The organism is Arachnia rubra (assembly GCF_019973735.1).
Taxonomy (GTDB): Bacteria; Actinomycetota; Actinomycetes; order Propionibacteriales; family Propionibacteriaceae; genus Arachnia; species Arachnia rubra.
In genome coordinates, this window is sequence record NZ_AP024463.1 from 2,275,881 (window position 1) to 2,300,064 (window position 24,184).

Below are 24,184 nucleotides of genomic sequence, written 5' to 3' on the forward strand. Positions count from 1 at the left end.
CCTTTGTTCGATAACTACTGAATCTCTCGGAACTGTACTAATGCCGCCGCACGGCCTGTTTCCGGATGTGGGGGGAGGTGCTGGCGGACAACAGTCCTCCGTAGCTGGGTAGGAATCGCACCTCAGAGCCGACAGCGACCGGGGACCTGGCGTCGGTAACGTCGATGATCAGATGATCGCTGCTGGCTCCAAGCACCTCTATGCCTGGATCGATGGGCTCGATGGCTTCCGGGGCGACGTCCTGACGCCCGATGTCACAGATGGCACGGAGCCGCAGGCCACGGTCGGTGAAATGGGTGGTGTTGCCGAAGGCGTCCTGCCCGGTCTCGCCCACCGGCACCGACGGCTTGCGTTGCAGCTCGATCACCCCTGCCACGAGTCCCACGGTGTCCTGCCGGGTTCCAGGCCAGGGTGAGCGGTCCAGCACATTGCGGCCCAGGACGATGGCCTCCCCGATACGCAAATGGTTTATCCCATCTGGCATGTCTCCGCTTGCCAGCAGCGGCAGGTTTGCGCTGTTGCCGCCGGAGACCAATTCCAGGGGATGCCCGGTGACGCTGCGGCATTCGTCACGGATACCGGTCAGCATCTCCATCTTCTCCCGGGTGGGCACCACCCCGCCGAAGCACGCGAGATTGGTTCCCAAACCAGCCACCTCCAGGTGGGGCAGGTGGGCGATGCCTGCGACGACGTCGACGGCACGGTCCGGCCACACTCCCTCACGCAGGTCACCGACGTCGACCATCACCACCACCTTGTGCCGCAACCCAGCCCAGCCAGCGGCCCCTGAAAGCGCCTCCGCGGTCTCACGTGACGAGATGAGGGAATAGTCAGCCCAGCGCACCGCCTCAGGGGCATTGCAGGGAGTCGGCGCCCGCAACAGCATGGTGGGCAGCCCCATGCCGGCCTCCGCGACCCGTTTCAAGTTGTCGATCCGGGAATCGGCCAGCATCACACACCCCGAGCCCTCCAGCGCCCGGAGAAGAGCCGGGTGAGCCTGCATCACCTTGGTGACCGCCGCCACCTGGATTCCGCTGGAGCCGCACTGGGAGATCACGGCGGCGGCATTCTGAGCGATCCGGTCGATGTGGATCTCAAGCCTGGGTGTCTCCACGCTCATACGTCCGGCACCTCCTCACCAGTGACACGGGGAATCTCTCCCACCTCACTGGTCACCCAGTCGGCGAAGGTGGCAGCAACCTCCTCGTGATAGACCTGCGCCAGGGTCCCCAGCGCAGAGAACCGGTAGTCGCGGTCAATGAGGATGCGTGCCTCGGGAGGTGGCATCAACCGCGCCCCTGCGCCGAGACGGATTCGGCCCAAGATCTCCTCCCCGCCGGGGATCCGCGTCAGGGCACCGCCAGTGCCGATGATCCAGCGGACCGCGGTCAGGTCCTTGCCACGCACGATCTGCTTCTTGCCCGTCGGGGTGAACAGGTCGCTGACAGTGCCAACGTGCCTGCGAATCCCGACCTCGACCGCACACTCAGCCAGCCAGCGGGTGACGTCCTCCTCCCGCTCGTCGGAGGGAATGGCCCGCAGATACTCGAGCCTGTCCCCATCACCGTCCTCACCCGCCATCGCCGCCACCTGCCGGGCATTGACGAAGACACCGAGGTCACCTTCCACGGTGCGTTTGGCCCTGGGTTCCGGGTCGATGCTGCGGCTCGTCCACTCCATGGAACCGTTGGTGACGCTGTGGATGTCTGTAGTGGCGCCGCCGACATCGATCACCAGGGCATCGCCAAGGGTGTCGGCGAAGATCTCAGCGGCCAGCAGCACCGCCCCGGGGGTCGGCAGGATCTCGAAGGTGGACAGCTCAGTGAGCCGGGCCATGCCGGGAGCCGTGACGATGTGCTGGTTGAAGACCTCATGGATCAGCGCGCGCACTGGCTCGATCTGAAGCACATCCACGTCGGGGAAGACGTTGTCAGCGCACATCAGCTCTACACCGTTCCTCGCGAAGATGTCCTGCACCCGGCGCCGGAGGGCAATGTTGCCGGCGTAGATCACTGGCACCTGCAGCCCTGACTCCGCGATCATCCTCGCGTTGTCGACCACGATCTGTTTCTCGCCGTAGTCCACTCCCCCCGCCAGCAGGACGATATTGGGGCTCGCCTCAAGCAAATCCTCGATGTCCCAGGAGTCGATCGCCCCGACGGTGGTCAGGCCCACGATCGCACCAGCGCCCAGTGCCGCCTCCCTGGCGGCCCTGGCGGTCATTCCCTGTGTGAGCCCGTGCACGCTCATCCGCAACCCGCCGGCAGCAGAGCTGTTGACGAAAACCTGCGTCTTGTCGATCTCGATGCCGGATGCCCGGATCGCGGCATCGACACCGATCGTCACGTCTCCCTGCGCGACGGAGGTCGGGGCGAATCCCTGCCCGATGTGCCTGAACCGCCCGTCCTCCAGGCAGAAAGCATTCGCCTTCGTGATCGTGGACCCGATCTCGAGGGTGGTGACGACCCGCATCAGCTCACCCGGCCTTCCCCAGTTCACGCCCACGCATGGTCCGCACGATGGCGTCGAGGACGTCGATGCCCTTGGTGCCACGCCCGAAGGTCGCATCGAGGCCCGTCTCGGCCGCCATGTCACGGCTGACCTGCGTTCCGCCCGCGATCAGCACCTTCTGGTCACGGATGCCCCGTTCCCTGGTGAGTTCGGCGAGTTTCTTCATCATCGTGCGATGGACCTCGTTGTGGCTGATGACGGTGGAGATCAGGATCGCATCCGCACCCGACTCGATGGCGGCGTCCACCATCTTCTCGATGGGCACGGAGGTCCCGAGGTAGTGGTACTTCACACCATACTTCTCGAGGCCACCGTGTTTAATGTCGAGGATCTCGCGCATACCGACGCTGTGCTCGTCCTCGCCGACGGTGCCCGCCACCACGGTGATCCCGTGGTCGGTGACGAACTGGCGCAACTCCTCCTCCGGCAGCAGCTCAATCTTCTCCGGGATGGTCAGCTCGGTCTTGTCCACATCGAAGCCGACATGTCCCTTGACTTCGACGAAACATCCCTCGGCGGGCTGCAGCACCTGGAGGTTCACCACCTCGGGGTCTCCCAGCCCCATGCGCCTGGCCATCTCCAGGGCAGCCTCGACGGCGATCTCGGCGCGTTCTGGAATCATCAGCTCCACCAGCGCGACCCCATCCCCGGCCCACTCGGCCTCGGGGCGCAGCAGGTTCCCGGTCCGGTATTCGCCGGTGCGTTCGAGCCGTTTGTGGGCGTTGTCCTCTGGGTCGAGCTCGTCGATGTAGACGATCTTCTCGGGATCGCAGAGGGTGCAGCCCCCGATCAGGTCACAGGCCTTGCCTACCCCGGCGGGCAGGCTGTTGTTGCCGAAGTGGTCGCAGACCGGCGCCAGGTAGTCGGGGTCGCGCTCGATCACAGTGCCGACGGCGATACCGCCCTCGCCGTCGCGGGCGATGCCGTCGTGGTTGCGCTCCGGGAACTCCGCGGAGTCGACGAAGAACCCCTGTTCCACCGCCGCGAAGTAGCCACCCGCGTGCAGCATCTCCGCAAGAAACCCGATGGCGCGTTCCTTGAGGTCACGCACCATCTCGCCGAGGGGACCCTCGCGGTTGAGGGTGAGCAGCTCCTTGATACCGTCCAGCGCAGCCCAGGTCTGCTTGACCGTCTGCACCCCACGCACCGAGTTGTAGTGCCAAGGCAGGTTGCGGCCCTCGTCGGGGGTGATGGTGCTCTGGATGTCTGCGCTGGTCAACATCGAGATGAGCGTGTCGATCACGTGGAGGCGGATTGCCTCGTTGATGTCGGACTCGATGTAGCGGGTGTTCTGCTGGGCGCGCATCTTGTATTCGGAGAAGAAATCACGCAACGCCACCGCGTAGGGCAGGTCGTACCACAGCTTCGGGGTCGGCGGGGCGCTGGGCGGCACCGTCGAGAGCCCGATCAGGTCCTTCGGCATCCCGACCATGGCGGAGAAGGCGGAGTTCAGGCCGTGCTGGACCATGAGCTCGGGCATGACCTTCCAGCCGTGCCGGGCTGTGGCGTTGGCGTTGTGGGCGCCGTCGATCTGGAAGATCCGGGCACCGGTCATGACCTTCTTCGCCTCGCCAGCGTCGACGTAGCTCCGGTAGGCATTGATGTTGCGGTAGAGCACGTTGTACTGGGGGTCCTGGTGGGCCCCGTTGACGCCCTCCTCGGCGAACAGCACCGCCACTTCCGGGCCGGCGATGCCGGAGACATAGCTGTGGAAGTTGATCGGGCGGCCGACCTCCTCCTCGATGAGGTCGCAGGCCTTGCGGCTGGCGCGCAGCTGCTTGCGGGTGATCGGCACCCCGCCGATGCCCTCGGGCGTTCCCTCCATGAGGCCGTCGATGTGGCTCTGCCCGGTGGTGCGGATGACCATGATGTGGTCGGCCCCGTTCCAGGCCGCCATGCGCATGCGCCGGATGTCGTCCTCGAAATGCCCGGAGGCGATCTCGGAGGTGACCACCGGGATGGGCTGCGGGTCGATGCCCTCGAAGTACTTCGCGGTGGGCATCGGGACGCTGTTCTCCAGCGGCTCGGACATGTCCCGGTAATGGAAGCCGCCCATGTCGACACCGTCCTTCGGGACGGTACGCCAGGTCCAGCCCTTGCGCGGCGGATGGTAGTTCTCCAAGTCCTGGAGGATCTCCTCCACATCGATCTTGGTGTTCGGGTCCAGCTTGTCAGTCATGCTCGTCACTCCTCGAAGAGCCCGGCCAGCACAGCCGGATCGTCGGCTATGGCGGCGGCCGCCGCCCGGATGTCCAACCCGTCGCGCTGGGACAGGCGCAGCACCACGTGACCTGCGCCCTTCCCCAGTAGCCCGGCATTGAGCACGTTCTCCACCACGGCATGGGTGGTGACCGAGTCGATACCCATGCGCAGCAGCACCGACCGCTCGATCGACGGCGTGGTGTGCGTGCGGGCCAGGTCCACCACCGGCTCCATCACCTTGTGGCACAGCTCCCAGAACCTGGTCTTGAGGGCGTCGTCGTCCAGCGTCGCCAGTTCAGCACGTAGTTTCTCGAAGCGGTCGACCCGCTCCTGTTCCTCGGTGTTCATCATCGTCCTTCCTGTTCACTCGCCGCCCGCGACCCCAGGGACGAGCGATCGCACGTGTTCTTCGGTGGTGTTGGCGTCGGCGGCCAGGAATTCGACGTCCTTGCTGCTCCACCGCTCGGGGGGCAGCACCTTGGCGGCGTGCCTGATGTAGCTGCCGCGCAGCCTCTCGAGATCCAGGGGTTTGCCCGCTACCTGGTCGAGTCGCTCCGGGATGACGATCGCCTTGCCGGGGACGTTGTCCGCCGGGTCGCCCCTGCGCACCTCGATGCCCCGGCTCTTCGCGAACGACAGCTGGCTGTTGTGGTGCTTGCCCGCGCCGGTGTACTCGGTTTCCTGGACGACGATGATCTGGTCGCGGTCCATCTGCATGGCAAGAGCGACGGCCGCCGTCAGGCTGGTGTTGCCGGCCGGGCCGCGTTCCAGGCCCTCAAGTTTCGTCAGCAGCTCGGTCATGTAGAAGACCTCGCCCTGGGTGACCAGGTGGTAGCCGTCCATGTACCGCAGGGCGCGGGCCGCGTTGCGCGGCACATCCACCCGGTCGGGCCAGGTGGCGAACGGCACCCCGAAACCGGTGTGGCCCGTGGTGAAGGATTTGTTGTTGAAGTCCTTGTCGGATGCCATGTGCAGGCCGGTGAGGTCGACGGAGACCGCCACCACCTGGGTCTGGTCGCAGCCCACCTTGCGCAGGCCGCGGGCCGTGCCCGTCAGGTTGCCACCGCCGGCGTGCGTTACCGCGACCACGTCGGGCTGGCGTCCGTAGCGTTCCTCCACCTCACGGCCGATCTCGGCGCCGAGCGTCTCCACCCCCGCGATTCCGTAGGGGGTGTAGAGGCTGGCGTTGAAATAGCCGGTCTCCTCCAGGGTGCGCAGCAGCACGTAGAACAACTCCGGCCCCACCGTCAGTTTGACCACCTCGGCTCCGTAGGCCTCACAGGCCCGGGACTTCTCGACGATCTCGGGTTGCCCGACGTGCTCGGAGTCGTAGACCTCCTGGATCACGATGCACTTGAGTCCCTGCTGGGCGGCCTGCGAGGCGACGGCCGCCCCGTAGTTCCCGCTCGTCGCGGTGACCATGCCCTTGAAACCCTTCTTGCGGGCCTCGTGGGCGCTGAGGGAGGCGCGGCGCGCCTTGAAACTTCCGGAGGCGTTCGCGGCCTCGTCCTTGACGAGGATCCTGGCCCCCTTGCCGGGGCCGGCGATGGCCCGCACCGCCTCGGTGAGGCGATGCAGTTCGTGCAGCGGGGTCCTGCCGACCTTGGTGGCCCGCTGGATTTCGGCCACATCGTCGAGGGAGTAGCCGGTGGCCGCCATCATCGCCTCATAGTCGAAGGCAATGGGGCTGATGGCGAACTCGTCGTAGTCCAGGCCCAGGGAGGAACGCATGATCTGGTTCTTGCGCGCCATCACCTCGGCGTAGGAGTCGCTCATGATTCGTACTCCGTTCCGATCGTGAGGATCTCGTCCACGGTCTCACCGAAGCTGTGGGAGTATCCCGGGTTGATCCGGCTCAGCACCCCGGTGTGGGTCCGCCCGATGATGGTGCGGATGGTCGCCTCCTCACCCAGCGCAGCGGGTGCCGTGAGGAAACCGTCAACCCACTGCAGCAGCGGAGTGGCCGCCGTGTCCGGCGGCACCCCCGCCGCGCGTTCCCCAGGAGCCAGCACCACCTGCTGGATCTCCACCCACGCCCCTTCCGGGGCAACCGTCGTTGCGCTCACTGCATCACTCCAATCGCTCGGGAACAGCGGTCACCGGCGCTCGTAAGCCTCAGGGCCCATGAGCGCCGTCGGCGACGGCAGGTCGATGATCCGTTTCAGCCCGGGGGTGGCCGCGAAGATGCGGGGGATGGTGTTGACCGCTATGCCCGCCGTGGCCTTGCCGCCGGCAATCTCCGGCCCGGTGGACATGCTGATCTCGGGCACACCGTGGATCGTGATGTAGTCGCCGGTATCGACGCCTTCGGCTCCGGGATCCACCTGCTGAGGATGGACGAGCCTGATGACCTGTTCGCCGCCGCTGTAGCCGGCCGCTATGTGGTTGCAGCCCGCAACCCTCCCCGGCTCGATGACCTGCCCCCTGGCCTGGCGCGGCACCTTCGCGATGATGGGCTCAAGCGTCTGCTCCACGCGGTCAACCCCGAGACCGAGGGCGTCGCTGATCAGGCGGACAGACTCTGGGAAGCCCACATGCCCGACGATGGACCCGTCGGCCACCCCCGCCCTGAACTCCTCCGGCGTGGTCCCGACGCCCTGGGTCGAGAGCACGGTCTCACCGTAGGGGCTCAGGTCGTTGATGCGGCTGGCCTCGATGCTGGTGACCTCCTGGCTGCCCGCCGTCAGCACCACCACGAGATGATCGAGCACAAAGCCCGGGTTCACTCCCACGCCGATGGCGGAGACACCATGTTTCTTGGCGAGAGCATCCAGTTCAGCCGCTATCTCCGGGTTCTGTGCCTCGGGGGCGGCCATCTCCTCGGCGATACTGACCACATTGATGCCCGCGGAGATGATCCTCTTCAGATCGGGAAGCTGCTTGGCCACCCAGGAGGTGGTTGCGATGGTGATCACATCCACTTTGGCTGGATCGAGGATGCTCGCTGGATCGTCGCTGACCACAACTCCCGCGAGTTCCACGCCAAGCACCTCGCCGACATCCTTGCCCGCGAGCTCTGGCCTGATGTCGAATGCGCCCACCAGCTCCAGGCCCTGTTTGGCCAGGATCACCTTGGCAACACCCTGGCCCATCGCGCCAAGACCCCACTGGGCCACCCGGATTCGCTGATTCTTGTTCACTTCTCTCCCTCGAGTCGTCGTTTCCACCTCAGCCGAGACACAGCACGGGCAGCACGTTCAGGACACCGGGATGAATGTCCCCACCTGGGAGAACCGGATCCTGAGTCCGCCGATACCGCTTCGCCCTGCCACCCTGGCGGTTAGTATGTTCGCCATGTCCAGGGCTCCTCGCCCGGCGCGCATCCCTACGGATGCCCGTCGGCTCACTGTCGTGAAGGTGTCGTCACTGACCATTCCGGTTTCACGGTATCCACGGCCCCCCGCATTCACCCCGCTAAAGCCAGATTTGAAGGCGATGAAGACCCAACAATTGCGATCTTCCCATTGCCAGGAGTCCAAACCGGAAAAACTCCCAGAAAACCCCTCGGATAGGGGGCGCTGGTGAGGGACGAGATGGATCTTCAGCTGATCGGCCTGCTGCAGATCGACCCGCGCATCTCCTGGTCCAAGGCGGGCGAGATCCTCCAGATGTCACCAACGACGGTGGCGAACCACTGGAATCAGTTGGTGGATAAGGGACTGGCCTGGATCTGCACCCATCCGAATCTGGAACACCGGTTCACCGCGGTGGTCGAGGTCGACTGCCAGACCGAGTTCCTTCCCCCGGTGATCGAGAAAATGTGCTCCCATCCCCTGATCACCAGCGTTGACGAGACCACCGGGCAGCGCGACCTCCTGCTGACCATCATGGCCCCCGATATGGCGACGCTGACCTCCCTGATCATCGACTGGATCGGCGGCCTCGAGGGGGTGCATGGAACCCGCAGCTCCCTGGTGACCAACGTCATCGTCGGAGCCGAGGCCTGGCGGGTGAACATCCTCACTCAGCGCCAGGTCAACCAGGCGCTCCCGCAGCGCACCCCCGACAAGCCTGCGGTGGACACCGACGATGCGGACCTGGCGCTAGCCCAGGCCTTGGCCCACGACGGCAGGGCCAGCATCGCTTCGCTGTCCCAGGAACTGGGTATGCCGACCAGCACAGTGCACCGCAGGATGCGCCGGCTCCTCAGCAACCGGAACCTGATCATGCGCTGTGACACTGCCCCCGAGGTGGCAGGCTGGCTGCTGGAGTGCACCTGGCTGACAACAGTGGCCTTCAATTACAAGACCCGGGTGATAGAGCTCTTGAGGGAGCAGCCGTCCCTGCGCTCCTGCATGTGGATGACGGGTGGGAACAACCTGCGCGTCAACTTCCGGCTGAACCACAGGAGCGCCATGGGCGCCCTGGAGTCATCGATAGCGGCGGCCATCCCCGGACTAGCACCCGACGAGACCATCGTGCACCTGCGCAGCCACAAGTCGATGGGCTGGCTGCTGCGCCCCGACGGCAGCTGCACCGGTGAGTTCGTCTCGCCGTACTCGGTTCCCAAGAGATCCCGCGGGTAGCCGCCTGCAGGGGGCACCGGGGGGATCTTTCGATCCCCCGGCAAATCATCCAAGCCGGTCGTAATTGCCCCCGGCAGCTCCGGGTGTTCAGCACCGCCGGCCGTTCAGACGATCGCGATGCCGTCGTCCACCCGGTCGAAACGGACCTTCTCGCCGTCATGAATCTGGCCAGAGAGCAGTCCGCGGGCAAGCTGGTCCTCGATGGTGTTCTGCACGAGACGGCGCAGCGGACGAGCCCCGTAGACCGGGTCGAAGCCCACCTCACCCAGCCAGTCGGCTGCGGCATCGGTGACCTCCACAGTGATCCTGCGCGACGCCAGGCGGCGGCCCAGCCGCTCCAGCTGGATGGCGACGATCCTGCGCAGGTCCTCACGGCTGAGCGACTCGAACATGACGATATCGTCCAGCCGGTTCAGGAACTCAGGACGGAACGCGGAGCGCACGACTCCCATCACCTGCTCCCGTTTCTCCTCATCGCTCAGCAGCGGATCGGAGAGGTACTGCGACCCAAGGTTGCTGGTGAGGATGAGGATGGTGTTGCGGAAGTCGACCGTGCGTCCCTGGCCATCGGTGAGACGACCGTCATCGAGAACCTGCAACAGGATGTTGAACAGATCGGGGTGGGCCTTCTCCACCTCGTCAAGCAGCACCACGGAGTACGGGCGCCGCCGCACCGCCTCGGTGAGCTGGCCACCCTCCTCGTAGCCAACGTACCCGGGAGGTGCGCCGACGAGCCGGGCCACCGAGTGCTTCTCGGAGTACTCACTCATGTCGATGCGGACCATCGCGGTCTCGTCGTCGAACAGGAAGTCCGCGAGCGACTTGGCCAGCTCGGTCTTGCCGACGCCCGTGGGCCCGAGGAACAGGAATGAGCCGGTGGGACGGTTCGGATCGGAGATACCGGCCCGGGAGCGCCGCACCGCATCCGAGACCGCTTTAACGGCCTCGCGCTGCCCGATCAGGCGGACCCCGAGACGCTCCTCCATCTCCATCAGCTTCTCGGACTCGCCCTGCAGCAACCGCCCGACCGGGATCCCCGTCCAGGCACCCACAACCTCGGCTATGTCGGTCTCCGAGACCTCGTCGGAGACCATGCGGGAGACATCAGCGTCGGTCCTCTCAGCGTCGGTGAGCTGCTGTTCAATCACAGGGATCTCCCCGTACAGGATCTGGGAGGCGCGCCCCAGGTCACCGGCACGCTGTGCCTTGTCGGCCTCGACGCGAAGGGCGTCGATCCTCTCCTTGAGATCGCCGACACGGTTCAGCCCGGACTTCTCCTGCTCCCAGCGGGCCTCCAGGGCTCGCAGCTTCTCCTGCGCATCCGCAAGTTCAGCACGCAGCGTGGCGAGACGCTCACGGGAGGCGGCATCCTCCTCATTCTTCAGGTGTAGTTCCTGCATCAGCATGCGGTCCACATCACGGCGCAGCATGTCTATCTCTTCGGGGCTGGAGTCGATCTCCATGCGCAGCCGCGAGGCGGCCTCATCCACCAGGTCGATGGCCTTGTCTGGAAGCTTCCGGCTGGTGATGTAACGGTCAGACAGCACCGCGGCCGCGACCAGCGCTGAGTCTGTGATACGGACCTTGTGGTGGGCCTCATAGCGCTCCCGCAGCCCACGCAGGATGGCGATGGCGTCCTCCACGGAAGGCTCACCGACATAGACCTGCTGGAAGCGGCGTTCCAGCGCCGGGTCCTTCTCGATCCGTTCCCGGTACTCGTCGAGTGTGGTGGCACCGATCATCCGCAGCTCGCCGCGCGCCAGCATGGGCTTGAGCATGTTGCCCGCATCCATGCCGCCCTCACCGGCAGCACCCGCACCGACGACGGTGTGCAGCTCATCGATGAAGGTGATGATCTGCCCCTCAGACTCCTTGATCTCGTTCAGGACAGCCTTCAGACGCTCCTCAAAATCGCCGCGGTACTTGGCTCCAGCCACCATCGAGGTGAGATCCAGGGAGACCAGGCGACGGCCCTTGAGGGAGTCAGGGACGTCACCCTCCACCAAGCGCAGGGCAAGGCCCTCCACAACGGCGGTCTTGCCGACCCCTGGCTCGCCGATCAGCACCGGGTTGTTCTTGGTGCGGCGCGCCAGCACCTGGACGACACGGCGGATCTCCTGGTCACGGCCGATGACCGGGTCAAGATTGCCGGAGCGGGCGCGCTCGGTCAGGTCCACGGAGTACTTCTCCAGCGCCGACTCGCCACCCTCGGACTCAGCCGAGGTGACACGCTTGCCACCTCGGGACTCCTCGAAGGCCTTGGTCAGTTTCTCCGCACTGGCCCCGGCATGCTCCAGGATCGTCCGGGCCTGGGAGTCCACGGAAGCGAGGGCTATCAACAGGTGTTCGGTGGCCACGAACTGGTCGCCGAGCTGCTCGGCGAGGGTCTCCGCGGTGGCCAGCACACGCGCCAGCGCCCCCGAGATCGTGGGCTGCGTCACCGAACTTCCGGTGCTGGAAGGCTGTTTGGCGATGGCCTCGGTGGCCTGGGTATCAACGGCGGCCGGATCGGCGCCGACGGCGGCCAGCAGGTGGCCAACGGTGTTGTCGGGTGTCAGTAGTAGGCCGTGCAACAGATGCACGGGTTCAGCGGACGGATTGCCCGCGGTCAAAGCCTGCCGCACTGCCGCGGTCACGGCGTCGCGGCTCTTGGTGGTCAGTTTCTCAGTGTTCACTTAGTCCTCCAGAGTGCCGATTACAAAGTTGAGCCTACCACACTCAACCTTATTCCATGCAGTTTCAACACCCGCCCAGCCACTGTCCGAATCGCCGTCATTTCAGGGGAACAGACCACAGCGGCTACTCCGGGCGTTAGGCTCAGCACTATGGACGGGGCAGGATTCCCACTGCAGGACCCAGCCACCGCCCGGTCGCCCATCGAAGTGCCGACGACAAGGAGTCCCATGTCTCACCTGACCAAGAACGGATTGACCACCACCATTCCTGTCACAGGGAGAATCCCGAACCTCCCGAGCGTCACCGCCTGGGTGGAGGAGATCGCCTCGCTGACCAGGCCCAGCGCGATTCACTTCCTCGACGGCTCCGATGAGGAATACGAGCGTCTTGTAGAAGGGCTCATCGAGTCCGGTACGATCGTCCGGCTGAATCCGGGCAAGCAGCCAGGCTCCATCTATGCGCGCACCGATCCTGACGACGTCGCCCGCGTCGAGGACTCCACATTCATCTGTTCTGTGGACGAGAACGATTCCGGCCCCACCAACAACTGGATGGACCCCAAGCAGATGAAGACCATCATGACCAAGCTGTACAACGGCTGCATGGTGGGACGGACCATGTATGTCATCCCCTTCTGCATGGGGCACGTGGACTCCCCTGACCCGAAGTTCGGGATCGAGATCACGGACTCGGCCTATGTCGCGATTTCCATGAAGATCATGACACGGATGGGCACCAAGGTGATGGAGGCCATGGAGAAACTCGAGGCGGACTTCGTGCCCGCGCTGCACTCCGTCGGCATGCCCCTGCCGCCCGGCATCAAGGACGTCCCCTGGCCATGCAACGACATCAAATACATCGTCCACTTCCCCGAGGAGCGGACCATCTGGAGCTACGGCTCCGGATATGGCGGCAACTCCCTGTTGGGCAAGAAGTGCTACGCGCTGCGGATCGCATCTGTGATGGGACGCGACGAGGGCTGGCTCGCCGAGCACATGCTGATCCTGAAGCTCACCTCCCCCGAGGGGAAGTCGTATCACCTGTGCGCAGCTTTCCCCTCAGCCTGCGGCAAGACGAACCTGGCGATGCTGGAGCCCACCCTGCCGGGGTGGAAGGTGGAGACACTCGGCGACGACATCGCTTGGATGCGCTTCGGTGAGGATGGCAGGCTCTACGCCGTCAACCCGGAGGCCGGGTTGTTCGGGGTGGCTCCCGGCACGAGTACGGGGACAAATCCCAACGCCATGGCCGCCATCGAGGCCGGGAACTCGATCTTCACGAACGTGGCACTCACCGATGACGGTGACGTCTGGTGGGAGGGGAAGACGAAGCAACCCCCGGAGCACCTGACGGACTGGAAGGGCCGGTCCTGGACCCCTGAGGGCGGCCCGGAGGGCGGCAGGCCCGGAGAGAAGGCAGCGCATCCGAACTCCCGCTTCTGCACCCCCATCTCGCAGTGCCCGATCCTCTCGGACGAGTTCTACGACCCACGCGGTGTGCCGATCGACGCGATCATCTTCGGCGGTCGCCGCGAGAACACGATCCCCCTGGTGGCTCAGTCACGCAGCTGGCAGCACGGCGTGTTCATGGGAGCCACCTGCTCATCCGAGACCACGGCCGCAGCCAAGGGGGCCGTGGGTGTGCTGCGCCGCGATCCGATGGCGATGCTGCCGTTCATCGGCTATCACGTCGGCGACTACCTGCGGCACTGGATCCGTCTGGGCGAGCGCACCACCCCCGATAAGCTGCCCAAGATCTTCTACGTCAACTGGTTCCGCCGCGACGCCGAGGGCAGGTTCCTGTGGCCTGGTTTCGGGGAGAACTGCCGGGTCCTGAAGTGGATCGTGGAACGTCTGGAGGGCAAGGTGGAGGCCGTCGAGACGCCGGCGGGCCTGCTGCCGGAGAAGAAGGACATCGACGTCGAGGGTCTCGGCATCAGCGATGAACACCTCGAGCAGGTACTTCGCTACGTCCCCCAGGAGTGGGCAGACGAGCTGCCGCGCATGCGCCGCTGGCTGAGGTCGCTCGGCCTGAAGGTCCCGCAGGAGGTCCACGACGAGCTGTGGCACATCGCCATGAACGTCATCGGCGACCGCTGACAACTCTCCCGGTGGCGGGGCTGACACCACCCCGCCACCGCTGCGCCGGCCTCGGGGGAATCACGGGTCTGTGCGAAAGCTCCACCTGCGCATTCCTATTCCTGGCGCCATGGGGATCCTGGTGGCCGATCTGCTGCGTGGTGCAGGCTTCAGGAGGCCGGTGCCTCGACAGCCTCCAGCTGGCCGCCCGCCCACAACTCCATGACCAGGTCGGCGCCGGGCATCGGGGCAGGTGCCCGGACCACCTGGTAGATCGCTGCGACGGGCACGTCCGCCACGTTGACCAGTCGTCCCGGCCCAGCCAGCAGCACGTCCAGGTCGAATTCCCGGAACAGCTTCATCACAGTGGCGCGGTTGGCGGCGTCCAGGCCGTCGAATGCCTCATCGAGCCACAACGGCCGGGGGCCGGTCGGCATCTCTTCATACATCGCAGCCAAGGTGGCCACCAACGGCATCATCAGCATCACGACACGCGCCCCACCCGACAGCTCCGCATACCCGCGGGTGGTCAGCGGCCCCCATGTCCCGGAGCCGCGCCGGTGTTCGAGGTGGATGTCATACCAGCTGCGGTAGTCCAGCCGTTCCGCGAGTCCATTGCGCCAGTCAGCCAGCCTCGAGCTCTGGGCCTCTCTCTTGACCTCATCGATGCGAGTCCTCAGGAATTCCCTGACCCGGGACTCCGCCTCAGGGTTGCCCCAGGTGGGGGCACTGACGGCCTCCAGCACCTGCCGGGTCGCGGCGTCCTTCGGAGCCAGAACGATCCTGAGCGCCGTACGGTCTGTGCGGGTGGCATGCGACTCCAGCACCCTATTGATGCGTTCCACGAGGCCCTGGGTGGCACTGATCCGGTCCCGCAGATGATCCATGAACGTGGATCCCAGTAGCTGCCCGAGGACATCCTGCACGCGCTGGTCATAGCTCGAGGCCAACTTCTCCCGCACACCCTGCAGATGAGCCAGCGCTTCCCCGAGGGACAGGTCGGTGCCATGGGCGTCGACAGCGACGGTGACCTCCGGCAGGTCATCGGTCTCATCGACCCGAAGGCTGCGGCCGCCCAGCTCCAGGTCGGCGCGGGCCTCGGTCGCGCCGGTGTGCAGCTTCCGCCAGGCGCTCTGGACCTCCTGATCGCTGTGCCGCCAGTTGCGGATCTTGATCTGCTGGTTCGCGGCCTGGACCTGAGCGCCCACCTGGGTGATCGCCACCGAATCCGGGTCTGGCAGCTCCAGGCCCAGCTCACCGGCCAGGCCCGCATCCACCAGCCTCCGGAACCAGGCGAAGGCCCGGTCACGCTCAGCGGCGACAACCTCGTGGTCCCGTTCAGCGGCCGCCAGCGCTTCCTCAGCCCGGCCCGCGCGGCCCGCCAGCTCAAGAAGCTCCCGCTCCATGCTGTGCGCCTGTGCCGTCGCATCTGAGGCGCGCTCCTGCAGCGTCTCCAGTTCCTGGATGATTTCCTGGTCATCAGCCCCGATGGCCGTCTCAAGGGCCTGCACCCGGGATCTGGCGGCGATCAGCCGTTCCTCGGCCGCCTGTAGCCCGGTTGCGGTCTCGTCTCGTAACCGTGTTCCGTCAGCCGCTGCCTCGACCGCCGCCTCCCAGGACGACAGGGCCGCGGCCTCCCGGTCCCGGGCATGCCGCAGGATGCCAAAGGCGTTCTCAGCCCGTCGCAGTCGCTCCTGGACTTCAACGAGCTCGGTGGCCCGGACAGGCAGCTGCCGTTCTGTGGTGAACTCCAGCAGGGCAGCCCGCCTGGAATCGGCCTCGGCCCTCAGGCCATGGGAACGGGCCTCACGCTGCCCGGCGACTTCCTCGGCCGAGGCCGCCAGGGTCTCCGCCGTGGCTGCGTCACGCAGCAGCCCGAAGAGTTCCCGGTCATCGGGAGCAGAGGCCATCGCCCGTTCCAGAGCCGATAGCTCAGCTGCCGCCCAGCTGCCCTCGGCCTCGGCCTCGGTGGCCTCGGAGACGGCTGCCTCCCGTCTACTGACGAGCTCTTTCCTACGACGTGCCAGGCCGGTTTCCCGGGCCTGATGGCCAAGATATTCAGCGTCACCGCAAACGCAGCTGGCCTGTCCCATCACGGACCCGTTGCGCCAACGGCCATCCAGCGCCACAGCAAGCCCGGTCTCTGGCAGGTCCTCACCTGCATGGACCAGGTGAATTCCCCTCAACAGGGCGTCGATACGGTCGGCCCACGGACCGGGCGCTGGCTCCATCACCTGTCCGAGTCCCCTGGCCACAGGCTGGCCGGCCACAGCCTGGACATCGCCGACGACGGACTCCTCATCGCTGACCCAGGCGTCGAGCAGCCCCGAGGCAGCAAGCGCGGCCTCGACAGCAGCCAGCTCGCTACCTGACAATCCCTCCCTGGGATTCAGGAGGCGCCACACGGGTGCACCGGTTCTGGGACGGGCGCGTCGCGCCCACAGCACGGGCGGCTGCGGCTCTATAGCGCGGTTCCTCTCCAGCTCCTCGATCTGCCCGGCCAGTTCGTTGGCCTGCTGCCGGGCTGCGCGCCCACGCGCCTGCGCCTCCTGCAGGCGCGCCTGGACTGGCCCGCAAGCTGCCTCGAACCATTCCTCCCGGATCCGTTCCCTGAGAGGCGGCCGCGGAGTCTTGCCGTCGGGCAGCGAGGCCTGCCAGGGCTCGACATCCACGCTGCGCCCAAGCCCGTCTGTCCACACGTCGAGCCGCGCCGCCAACGAGTCACGTTCCTGCTCAGCCGCCGCCCACGCCGTCTCGCGGCGTTCCCCAGCCTCGGTGGCCCGCTGCCGCGCCTCCGCAGCGACCTCCTCCGCGCGGCTGGCCTCCTGGTCCGCGAGGGTGACCTCGGCCAGGAGCTGCTGGGCGCGCCTGACGTCACGGTTCCTGTCGCCCACCCGTTGCTCCGTCAGCAGCGGGTCGAAATCGGTGATATCGAGTCCCGCCTCCCGTGACGCATACCGCGCATCCGCGACGCGGCCAGCGGTTTCTCTCCTACGGGTCTCGAGGCGCGCCCCGGCGTCGCCACAGACCTCCTCACTCCTGCGGGCGATCCCCCCAGCGGTCTCCGCACGCCGTTCCGCCTCTGTGTGTTCCCGGGCGGCCATCTCCGCGACAGCACGGGCATGGCTCAGCCGTGCCAGCCTGCCCTGCGCCTCCTGATGACGGGTGGAGACCTGCAGTTCATCGGCGGCCACCCGGGCTTGCTCACCCGCCAGTTCGAGGGACCTGCGTTTCTCCTCCACCGCTGCCCGGTGCGTATCGACGTCGCTAAGTTGCTGCCGGGCCTCCTCCTGTCTGCGGGTGACGTCGCCGAATGCGGAGACGGCGTCCTGGCCACGCTCGGCGGCACGTTTGAGGATCGCCCTGACCCAGGGATGCCAGGACCGGGCAGTGAACCTCTCCACCACCTCCACTGCAGCCACGGCACGGTCCAGGTCAGCACGGATCTCATCCAGCTGGTCCCAGCCATCGGCGAGCTGGTTGATCTCGGAGCGGTCCAGCTCGGGGAGAGCATCGTGCAGGCGGTCACTGATGAACCGCACCTGCAGCTGCTCCCCCAGCTTCGGAGTCCGCGTGACCCGCAGCAGCTTCCCGACTGCCTCCAGCTTCTCGGCCGTACTGCCCAGGAGCCGGGAGGCCACTTCGGCGCGGTAGGCGGCCGCGCTGGGATGCCTGACAAAACCCTCCGCGGACACTTCCTTCGGGGACACCACGCGGCGCGAGGCCAGCAGGTCGCAGCCACCCCGCACCCGGTCCCTGCCGGCAAGGGTGCACCAGCTCAACCGCATGTCGGCAGCCGCGCTGCGAGCCTCCGCGAACAGGAGCGTGGTGAAGAACTCGTCTCCGGACTCGGCACGGCGCCCATACTCGACCCACAGCCACCCCTGGTGAGTGGACGCGGTCGCCTCCCTCCGGTCGGCATTGCGCCCCGTGGGCTCGACGTAGTAGCGGAACGTCTTCCCGGAACGCCCCAGGGTGTCGATGTTGTTCGAGGCGACGTCAGCGAGCCACGGGATCAGCGTGGTCAGCGCCATCAGGGACGACTTCCCGGTCTCATTGCCGCCCGTGAGCTGCACCCAGCCGTCGGCATACCAGTACTCGGTGACCTCAAATTCCCACAGGTTCACCACACCGGCCCGCAGCACCTGCCAGCGGTCGGCCCTGGCGGGGCTGGGAAGCTCACCCGCAACCAGGGCATCACGCCAGGCCTTCAGTCGCGCATCGTCGAGCATTAGTCGTCCTCGCTCAGGGTCAGTTCGGCGTCGCGGTAGCGTCCTGCCGCGGGGGTGAGAATCCAGTCTCCGGCCTCCAGCCTCAGCAAGCCGATGCCAGCCAGCCGGGCCGCCACGGCATCGCGGATCGCCTCTGGCGACTCCCGCAGCGCGGTAGTGAGCTGTTTTCCCTTGTCACGGTGGATGCGCTCCGCCGCTGCCAGCACCTGTTCACCTGGCACCCGGTGGAATCCGCTGGCTTCCTGGCATAGGGAGTCGATCATGGCCAGCGACACCCAGTCCAGGGTGGTGGCGTCAGGAAAACCACAGACCAGGCCCTGCGGCAGCTCCCGCGATGCGGGCAGGACCAGCACCAGGGCATCGCTGCGCACCTCAACCTGACCGCCCGTCAGCTCCTCGGCTCTCTCGGCCAGCCGGCTGCGATGCGCCGCCAGGTAGTCGCGGTGGGACTCGGGGAGCTCAGCAGGATACAAGGCCTGGCATTCGACCAGGACCCGTAGCAACTCCGCCCCCCGGGTGTCCTCACCGCCATCCGCGCGGCGCGCCAGGGCCAGGTCGACGTCATCGGTGTTCACCAGCAGCATCAAAGCATCACGATGCAGCAGATAGCCGGCACCGATTCCCGACCCGGTGCGTTCCCAGTCGTTCTGCAGCGTCCCGGGGGTGCGTTTCTCCAGCACTCCGTGGCCGGTCAGCAGGTTGACGGCGGACAGCAGCCGCTGCCGGTCCGGCCGGTGGTTCGGGTCGTAGGGCCAGCTCCCGTTCATCTGGGCCAGCTGAGCGACGTCGTCGGACAGTTCCTGGAGGGTGAGTGACTCTCCGAGGCTGGCTTCCAGGCAGCTGGCGGCGTACAGGACAAGCACCAGCTGACCGCGGGGAATCGGCGTGGCCGCGGGCAGCGCGACGGCGCCGCCGATGGGTGGTCGGCGCAGCCGGTAGCAGCGGTTGTTGCCGGCTAGGAGATACCCGAGCCGTTTGGCCCAGACCTTCAGGGTGGGGGCGTGGCGATGCACCAGCACGTGCAATTCCGGATGCCGCCAGGGCGTGACGAGCGGACTCGCCAGCAGCCCCATGAAGGCGGCCTGGATCTCGGCGTGGTCATTGCCCAGCATCATGCGGTGAACTCCACGAGGGCGTCGGCCAGCACCAGTCGTCCCTCATCGGTGACGCAGATGGCTGAGCGGGGCGGATCCACGGGGGTCAGTTTCATGCTCCACCGCCCATCCGCGCTGGAGCCGGCACCTTCTGCTTCCCGGGCGGCGGTGAGCAGGCCGAGGAAGAGCCGGGTCTCCTCCGGGCCCAGGGCAGGCCACTCGCTGAGGTATGTTCCCGAGCGGGACACCAGACGGCGTTCGGCCTCCCGGAGCGCAGCCTGGTCGTGGGCGGCAGCAGCGCGCGCGAGAGCCCTGGCCTTCGAGCGGTCCACGACGCGGGGTGCCCGGCCGGATAGGGAACGGCTTCCCTGGGTGCGCAGCCTTTTGGAGACCGGCACCGGTGGCGCCTCCCAGGTGCTGGGGCTTCCGGGCACCTCGGGAGTCTCGAGCGCCAGGTGTCGCGCGGAGTACAGCCCGGTGCCTGCCGCGAAGACCTGCCAGGCGGTGGCGTCGTCCGTGGCCCGGGCCACCGCGTCAGCCAGGCGGGCCAGTTCCGCGGACCTGGAGACTGTACCGCCGGCCGACAACAGCGCCCGGTGCCCTCGGAGCACCGGAGTGACTGCGTCCCGCATCTGGCGTCGCAGCAAGGTGGCCTGCGATAGCTCGCCGCTGAACCAGCGTTCAAGCACAGCCACCACACCTGTCAGGTGGGTGGTGGCGTGCTCGAGGGTGCCGGTATTGATCTCAGCGCCAAGCCGCTGAAGAGTCAGGGCCCGCCAGGTCTCGGGGGTGATGGCCTCCAGCTCCGGCAGGCAGGCGGTGATGCGCCCGGACCAGGCATCCACGCCGGCACCCCAGGCATCGACATACGCGAGGATGGTCTCCAGCAGGCGTGTGATACGGACCTGGTCGGGTATGCCACCGAGTGCCGCGGCCATCCGGGACTGCCACTGGCTGGCCTCCCTCGCCATGACATCCAGGGTGGTCTCGACGACGGAGAACTCCCGGGAAGCGTCCTCAAGACGCTCACCGGCCAGAGCGTCCAGAGCGGCCCGGAGTCGGTCGGCGAGCACAGCGGGCGCCAGCAGGACCGCGGTGGAGCCGGGTCCGAGGTCCCTCTCGACGGCTCTGACAGCCTGGTTGAGAGCGGCCCCCGCCTCGGTGAGCTGGTACCTGTAGCGGTTGCGGAGGAACTCCTCCTCGGTGGTGGCCTTGTCCTGCCAAGCTTCGCAGGTGCCCCAGGCCACCAGGGATGCCAGCCGGTCGGTCAGGTTAAGCTCGCTGAGCAGTTCTGCCGCGGAATCCGCAGGCAGCCGGGCACGAATCAGGGTGGTCAGTTCGTCATGTCCCACCCCGGTGAGCGAGACCTCCTGCTGGGCGGCGAGTACGTCGACGATGAGCCGGTACTGGCGGGCATGGGATCCGGCGAGATAGCTGGCTGCGCGTATCTCTCCTGGAATCGTCAGCAGGTTCCAGGGCGACGTCTCCCCTTGTCCAGCATCAGTCACGGAATCCACCCTACCCAGGGTCAGGGGCATGGCCCCGGGGGTCCCGGGAACCACGCCCCTAGCCTGCGGCAGGCAGCCTCAGGTGATGCGGCCCGTCTTGGGCAGGCCAGGCCTGACCGGTGCTCTGGTCGGGTCGGCAGTCGGCTGCCCTGGCGTGGCTGGGGAACTGCCGGGATCCGCAGGCGCGTCCGAGGTTACGGACGGCGACGGGGCCGGGCCAGCTCCCTTCCTCACCTCACCGGTGATGGCCTCCGTGACTCCCTGGGCGTTGTCGAAGACCACCGCCATGTAGCCGAGCGGCTTCTGCTGGGTGGAGGCAGCTTCATTGAGCTCGAGGCTGAAGGTTTTCGCCTCGCCCCGGTTGACCTTGAAGAACTGGCCGTCGTTGAATGGTTTGTTCGCCGGGTCGTACTGAGCCCACTGATCGATCGTGTCGACGACTTTCTCATTCTTGATGTCGGTGACCGAGGCGGTGTAGCTGAATTTGCCTTTGATACCGAGCTGGCTGGCCACAACCTGTAGCACCACGGTGCTCGAGTCCGTTGGTGAAAGGGTCATTGACCCGGAGGCATAGATATTCCCGGATGACAGATCAGCCACGAACACCTCGGCGACGCCGTTGATCTCCTTGTCACGCACCCAGCCAGAATCCGCGCTGATGATGCGATAGTCAGCCTTGCCGTCGTTGTCATTGTCGATATCGACGTTGTATATGAGCTGGGCCGGGTTGGAGAACCGGGAGCTGGAGTTCAGGGCGAAGTTCACCGTCCGCAACGAGTCGTCGCCGTAGCTTGCCACGCCAACGCTGGCCAGGTCCTGGCCGCTGTCGATGTCATCGGGCACATCCGCCGGATCGCTCAGCCCCCATGTGTAGAGCGCGGTGTAGGCGTCAACCGCGCCACCCTCGTTGGTGAAGGCCACATCGGTGCCCTTCGGAGTGAGGGTCGCTGCGGACTTGACGGTGGACAGTGAACGCGGCACCAGCAGGTAGGGCATGCTCAGCGTCTGCCCGCCACCACCGGTGAAACGCAGGTTTCCGGAGACCTCGTAGAACCAGGGAGAATTCGGGCTCGCGATGCTGCTAGGCACCTCCGACGCGGGCAGGGTGATCTTGACGTCCACATCCACGCTGTCACCCGCCGGAACCGTGACGCTCTCCTGGGCGAGCGAGACGGTGGCATTGAGCGATCTCCCGGAGGGCTGCACTGCAGCGGTGAGCTGGACCGTCTCGGTGCCCTTGTTGACGAGAGTCACCTTCCGGGTTGCCTCGAAGGTGGAGGCCGACTCGGCATAGCCGAAGCTGAGATTCGGCTCGCGCACGGCCACCCCGTTGACATCGGTGGAGTCCCCGTAGACGATGACCGAGGCTCCGACGGCGTCAGCTGGGTCAACCAGGCCACCAGCACGAGTTGTCTGGTAGTTGGCAATCTTCTCAGGATCAGCGGTGTTTACCACCGCTGCGGAGATCTCCTGGGAGCTCCAGCCGGGATGAGCCTGCTTCGCCAGGGCTGCGACCCCAGCCACGTATGGAGAAGCCATGGAGGTGCCGGATTTGACGTTGCCGAGGTCGCCAGTCCCCACAGCTGCGGACAGGATCGAGACGCCGGGTGCCGTCACATTCGGGCGCAGCGCCGAGTCACCGGTGCGCGGCCCCGATGAGCTGAAGCCCGCGACCTTGCTGAACTCAGGATTGGTGATGGAATCCGCAGTAAGCGCGACCTCCTTATCATGCGCCGCGATGAGTGCCTCGCCGTCGGAGGACTTAACGCCAAGCAGCGGGACGCTGACCCGCCACTGTTCGCCAGTCTCGGGATTGCCGGTGATCAGCCCCTCATAGGGAGGCAGCTCATCGCTGTCATTGATCATGATGGCCCCGGCAAGTCCCCAGCGCTGGGCGTTCATGGCGCGCAGCACGCGGGCGCAGCCACCACGCTTGGTGACCACGATGGACCCGCGTGGAACGCTGGCGTATTCATCACGGTCGCAACCGGTGGACACCTCGTCTCCGGTCTTCAGGACGTGGAGTTTGGCGCTGGCAGGCAGGGCTGCCCCATTGATGTTCATGGCCTGGATCATCGTGCCATCGACGCTTAGCTGCGCAGCCGGGTAGTCCTGGATTGCGTCGTTGGCAGCGACGGAGATCACCCCGGAGGCCACTCCCGGTGAGCCGGTCAGATAGGGCTGCGGCCCCGAGTTGCCCGCCGATGCCACCACCACAATCCCAGCGGCGATGGCGTTGGAGACAGCTGTGGCATCGGGATCTGTGGCCTTGCCGAAAGCTGAGCCGAGTGACAGGTTGATCACGTCCATGTGGTTCTTGACGGCCCAGTCGACGGCCTCGGTCGTCAGATCAGTCCCGCCCTCGCAGCCGAAAGTCTTCAACGCGTACAGGTCCGTCTCAGGAGCGACGCCGGGGCCGATACGGAATTCATTGTTGAAGGTGTTCTTGTCGTAGGGACCCTGGAAGGTGTCACCGTCCGCGGTCACTCCCGAGCCTGCGGCCGTGGCGGCCACGTGGGTGCCATGCCCGGCCTTCTCGCAGTCGATGGGGTTGGCGTCCGGCTGGGGAGTGTTGTACCCGTTGTAGGAGTCGCCGGCGAAGTCATACCCGCCTTTCAATCGGGAACCGTAATAGGGTATGGGATCTGCGGCTGCGGTGGCCTCGGCGAATGCGTCCGGAGTGCCCTCCCCTCCAAAGGTGGCATGGGTGTAGTCGATGCCGGTGTCGATCACGGCCACCTTGACGCTCTTGCCCGTATATCCGGCGCCGCCCGCACCCTGCCAGGCATCTGGGGTGCCGGCATAGGGCACGCTGACCCGATTGCTCCGCTCGCGCACCGGTATGGCGCGGACGGCCTTGACGCCGGATATCTGCTCAATGTCCGCCAGTCTTCCGCTATCAATGGTTACCCGCATCCCGTTGTAGGCCGACTGCATGCGCAGCTCCGGGTTCTCGGCGGAGCCCCCCAGAGCCGCTATCTGCGCGGCTACTTTGTCCTGGGTAGCGGAGAGCCTGTCCTGTATCTGTTTCTCCTCCGCCTCGCTCAGGGAACCCCCCGCGCGTGCCCTCACCACTGCGACTGGTTCCTCTTCGAGTTCCACCATGACCGTGACCTGTCCCTCCTCCTTCAGGAGTTTCTTGGCCGCCTCAGCGGGAATCTGGGTTTTGGGAGCCGACTCGATCAGATCGGACATGTTCTCTGGTTCTGCCTTCTCATCGGCCTCATCGGCAGAGGCCACCGCCGCGGGGATGAGAAGCACCAGAGCCCCCAGGGTGGCCAGTAGTCTGCTACGCCGCACGCTTCTGCCTTTCTTTTATTCTTAGTGTGATTCTGGATGGCACAACCAAAGGTAGCG

Annotated in this window: 14 protein-coding genes; 2 read left to right on the forward strand and 12 right to left on the reverse strand. The window is 66.2% G+C overall.

The features are described 5' to 3' along the window. Positions 1–37: 37 nt before the first annotated feature. From SK1NUM_RS10450 to ord, 7 genes are read right to left on the reverse strand one after another with little or no spacing between them, the layout of a single operon-like run. Positions 38–1,120 carry an alanine racemase gene (locus SK1NUM_RS10450; protein WP_212321773.1) on the reverse strand — a complete coding sequence of 361 codons (1,083 nt, stop codon included), beginning with the start codon at positions 1,118–1,120 and terminating at the stop codon, positions 38–40. Next, positions 1,117–2,472 carry a glutamate mutase L gene (locus tag SK1NUM_RS10455; RefSeq protein ID WP_212327715.1) on the reverse strand — a complete coding sequence of 452 codons (1,356 nt, stop codon included), beginning with the start codon at positions 2,470–2,472 and terminating at the stop codon, positions 1,117–1,119. The genes SK1NUM_RS10450 and SK1NUM_RS10455 overlap by 4 nt, the downstream gene beginning before the upstream one ends. 4 nt (positions 2,473–2,476) lie before the next feature. Further along, complete coding sequence (gene oraE, locus SK1NUM_RS10460) at positions 2,477–4,690, reverse strand: D-ornithine 4,5-aminomutase subunit OraE (protein WP_212321775.1); 2,214 nt, start codon at positions 4,688–4,690, stop codon at positions 2,477–2,479. A 5-nt stretch (positions 4,691–4,695) separates the two neighbouring features. Further along, a complete protein-coding gene (oraS, locus tag SK1NUM_RS10465) occupies positions 4,696–5,064 on the reverse strand; it encodes a D-ornithine 4,5-aminomutase subunit OraS (protein ID WP_212321777.1) in 369 nt (122 codons plus the stop codon). Positions 5,065–5,076: 12 nt separating this feature from the next. Next, a complete protein-coding gene (gene ortB, locus SK1NUM_RS10470) occupies positions 5,077–6,489 on the reverse strand; it encodes a 2-amino-4-oxopentanoate thiolase subunit OrtB (protein ID WP_212321778.1) in 1,413 nt (470 codons plus the stop codon). Then, the gene (gene ortA, locus SK1NUM_RS10475; RefSeq protein WP_212321780.1) at positions 6,486–6,779 is read right to left on the reverse strand and encodes a 2-amino-4-oxopentanoate thiolase subunit OrtA; all 294 of its coding nucleotides are present in this window, start codon (positions 6,777–6,779) and stop codon (positions 6,486–6,488) included. Before ortA ends, ortB begins: the two co-directional genes overlap by 4 nt. Before the next feature lie 30 nt (positions 6,780–6,809). Next, the gene (ord, locus tag SK1NUM_RS10480) at positions 6,810–7,853 is read right to left on the reverse strand and encodes a 2,4-diaminopentanoate dehydrogenase (protein WP_212321783.1); all 1,044 of its coding nucleotides are present in this window, start codon (positions 7,851–7,853) and stop codon (positions 6,810–6,812) included. Between the two features lie 381 nt (positions 7,854–8,234). Between ord and SK1NUM_RS10485 the strand changes: the two genes are divergently transcribed. Further along, positions 8,235–9,239, forward strand: coding sequence for an Lrp/AsnC family transcriptional regulator (locus tag SK1NUM_RS10485; protein WP_212321784.1), 1,005 nt, complete (start codon positions 8,235–8,237; stop codon positions 9,237–9,239). A gap of 104 nt (positions 9,240–9,343) precedes the next feature. Here SK1NUM_RS10485 and clpB read toward each other — a convergent pair whose 3' ends face one another. Then, positions 9,344–11,914 (reverse strand): ATP-dependent chaperone ClpB, encoded by a 2,571-nt coding sequence (gene clpB / locus SK1NUM_RS10490; RefSeq protein ID WP_212321785.1) that lies wholly within the window; start codon positions 11,912–11,914, stop codon positions 9,344–9,346. 228 nt (positions 11,915–12,142) lie between these two features. On the opposite strand from clpB, the gene SK1NUM_RS10495 reads away from it, so the two are divergent. Next, entirely contained in the window at positions 12,143–14,014 is a 1,872-nt protein-coding gene (locus SK1NUM_RS10495) for a phosphoenolpyruvate carboxykinase (GTP) (protein ID WP_212321786.1), read from the forward strand. Positions 14,015–14,163: 149 nt separating this feature from the next. Here the strand turns inward: SK1NUM_RS10495 and SK1NUM_RS10500 are convergent, their stop codons facing one another. From SK1NUM_RS10500 to SK1NUM_RS10515, 4 genes are all read right to left on the reverse strand, one after another. Further along, positions 14,164–18,225, reverse strand: a complete 4,062-nt coding sequence (locus SK1NUM_RS10500) for an SbcC/MukB-like Walker B domain-containing protein (RefSeq protein ID WP_212321787.1) — start codon at positions 18,223–18,225, stop codon at positions 14,164–14,166. Next, positions 18,225–19,340 carry a TIGR02678 family protein gene (locus tag SK1NUM_RS10505; protein WP_212321788.1) on the reverse strand — a complete coding sequence of 372 codons (1,116 nt, stop codon included), beginning with the start codon at positions 19,338–19,340 and terminating at the stop codon, positions 18,225–18,227. Before SK1NUM_RS10505 ends, SK1NUM_RS10500 begins: the two co-directional genes overlap by 1 nt. Then, positions 19,337–20,827: a DUF2397 domain-containing protein gene (locus SK1NUM_RS10510; RefSeq protein ID WP_212321789.1), complete on the reverse strand. Its 1,491-nt coding sequence runs from the start codon at positions 20,825–20,827 to the stop codon at positions 19,337–19,339. Before SK1NUM_RS10510 ends, SK1NUM_RS10505 begins: the two co-directional genes overlap by 4 nt. 78 nt (positions 20,828–20,905) lie before the next feature. After that, positions 20,906–24,127 carry a S8 family peptidase gene (locus SK1NUM_RS10515; protein WP_223927512.1) on the reverse strand — a complete coding sequence of 1,074 codons (3,222 nt, stop codon included), beginning with the start codon at positions 24,125–24,127 and terminating at the stop codon, positions 20,906–20,908. Positions 24,128–24,184: the final 57 nt, after the last annotated feature.

Excerpts from the sequence above, each read along its gene's own strand:
- SK1NUM_RS10450 (WP_212321773.1), bottom strand. The coding sequence starts at position 1,120 with ATGAGCGTGGAGACACCCAGGCTTGAGATCCACATCGACCGGATCGCT.
- SK1NUM_RS10455 (WP_212327715.1), bottom strand. The coding sequence starts at position 2,472 with ATGCGGGTCGTCACCACCCTCGAGATCGGGTCCACGATCACGAAGGCG.
- oraE (WP_212321775.1), bottom strand. The coding sequence starts at position 4,690 with ATGACTGACAAGCTGGACCCGAACACCAAGATCGATGTGGAGGAGATC.
- oraS (WP_212321777.1), bottom strand. The coding sequence starts at position 5,064 with ATGATGAACACCGAGGAACAGGAGCGGGTCGACCGCTTCGAGAAACTA.
- ortB (WP_212321778.1), bottom strand. The coding sequence starts at position 6,489 with ATGAGCGACTCCTACGCCGAGGTGATGGCGCGCAAGAACCAGATCATG.
- SK1NUM_RS10495 (WP_212321786.1), top strand. The coding sequence starts at position 12,143 with ATGTCTCACCTGACCAAGAACGGATTGACCACCACCATTCCTGTCACA.
- SK1NUM_RS10500 (WP_212321787.1), bottom strand. The coding sequence starts at position 18,225 with ATGCTCGACGATGCGCGACTGAAGGCCTGGCGTGATGCCCTGGTTGCG.
- SK1NUM_RS10505 (WP_212321788.1), bottom strand. The coding sequence starts at position 19,340 with ATGATGCTGGGCAATGACCACGCCGAGATCCAGGCCGCCTTCATGGGG.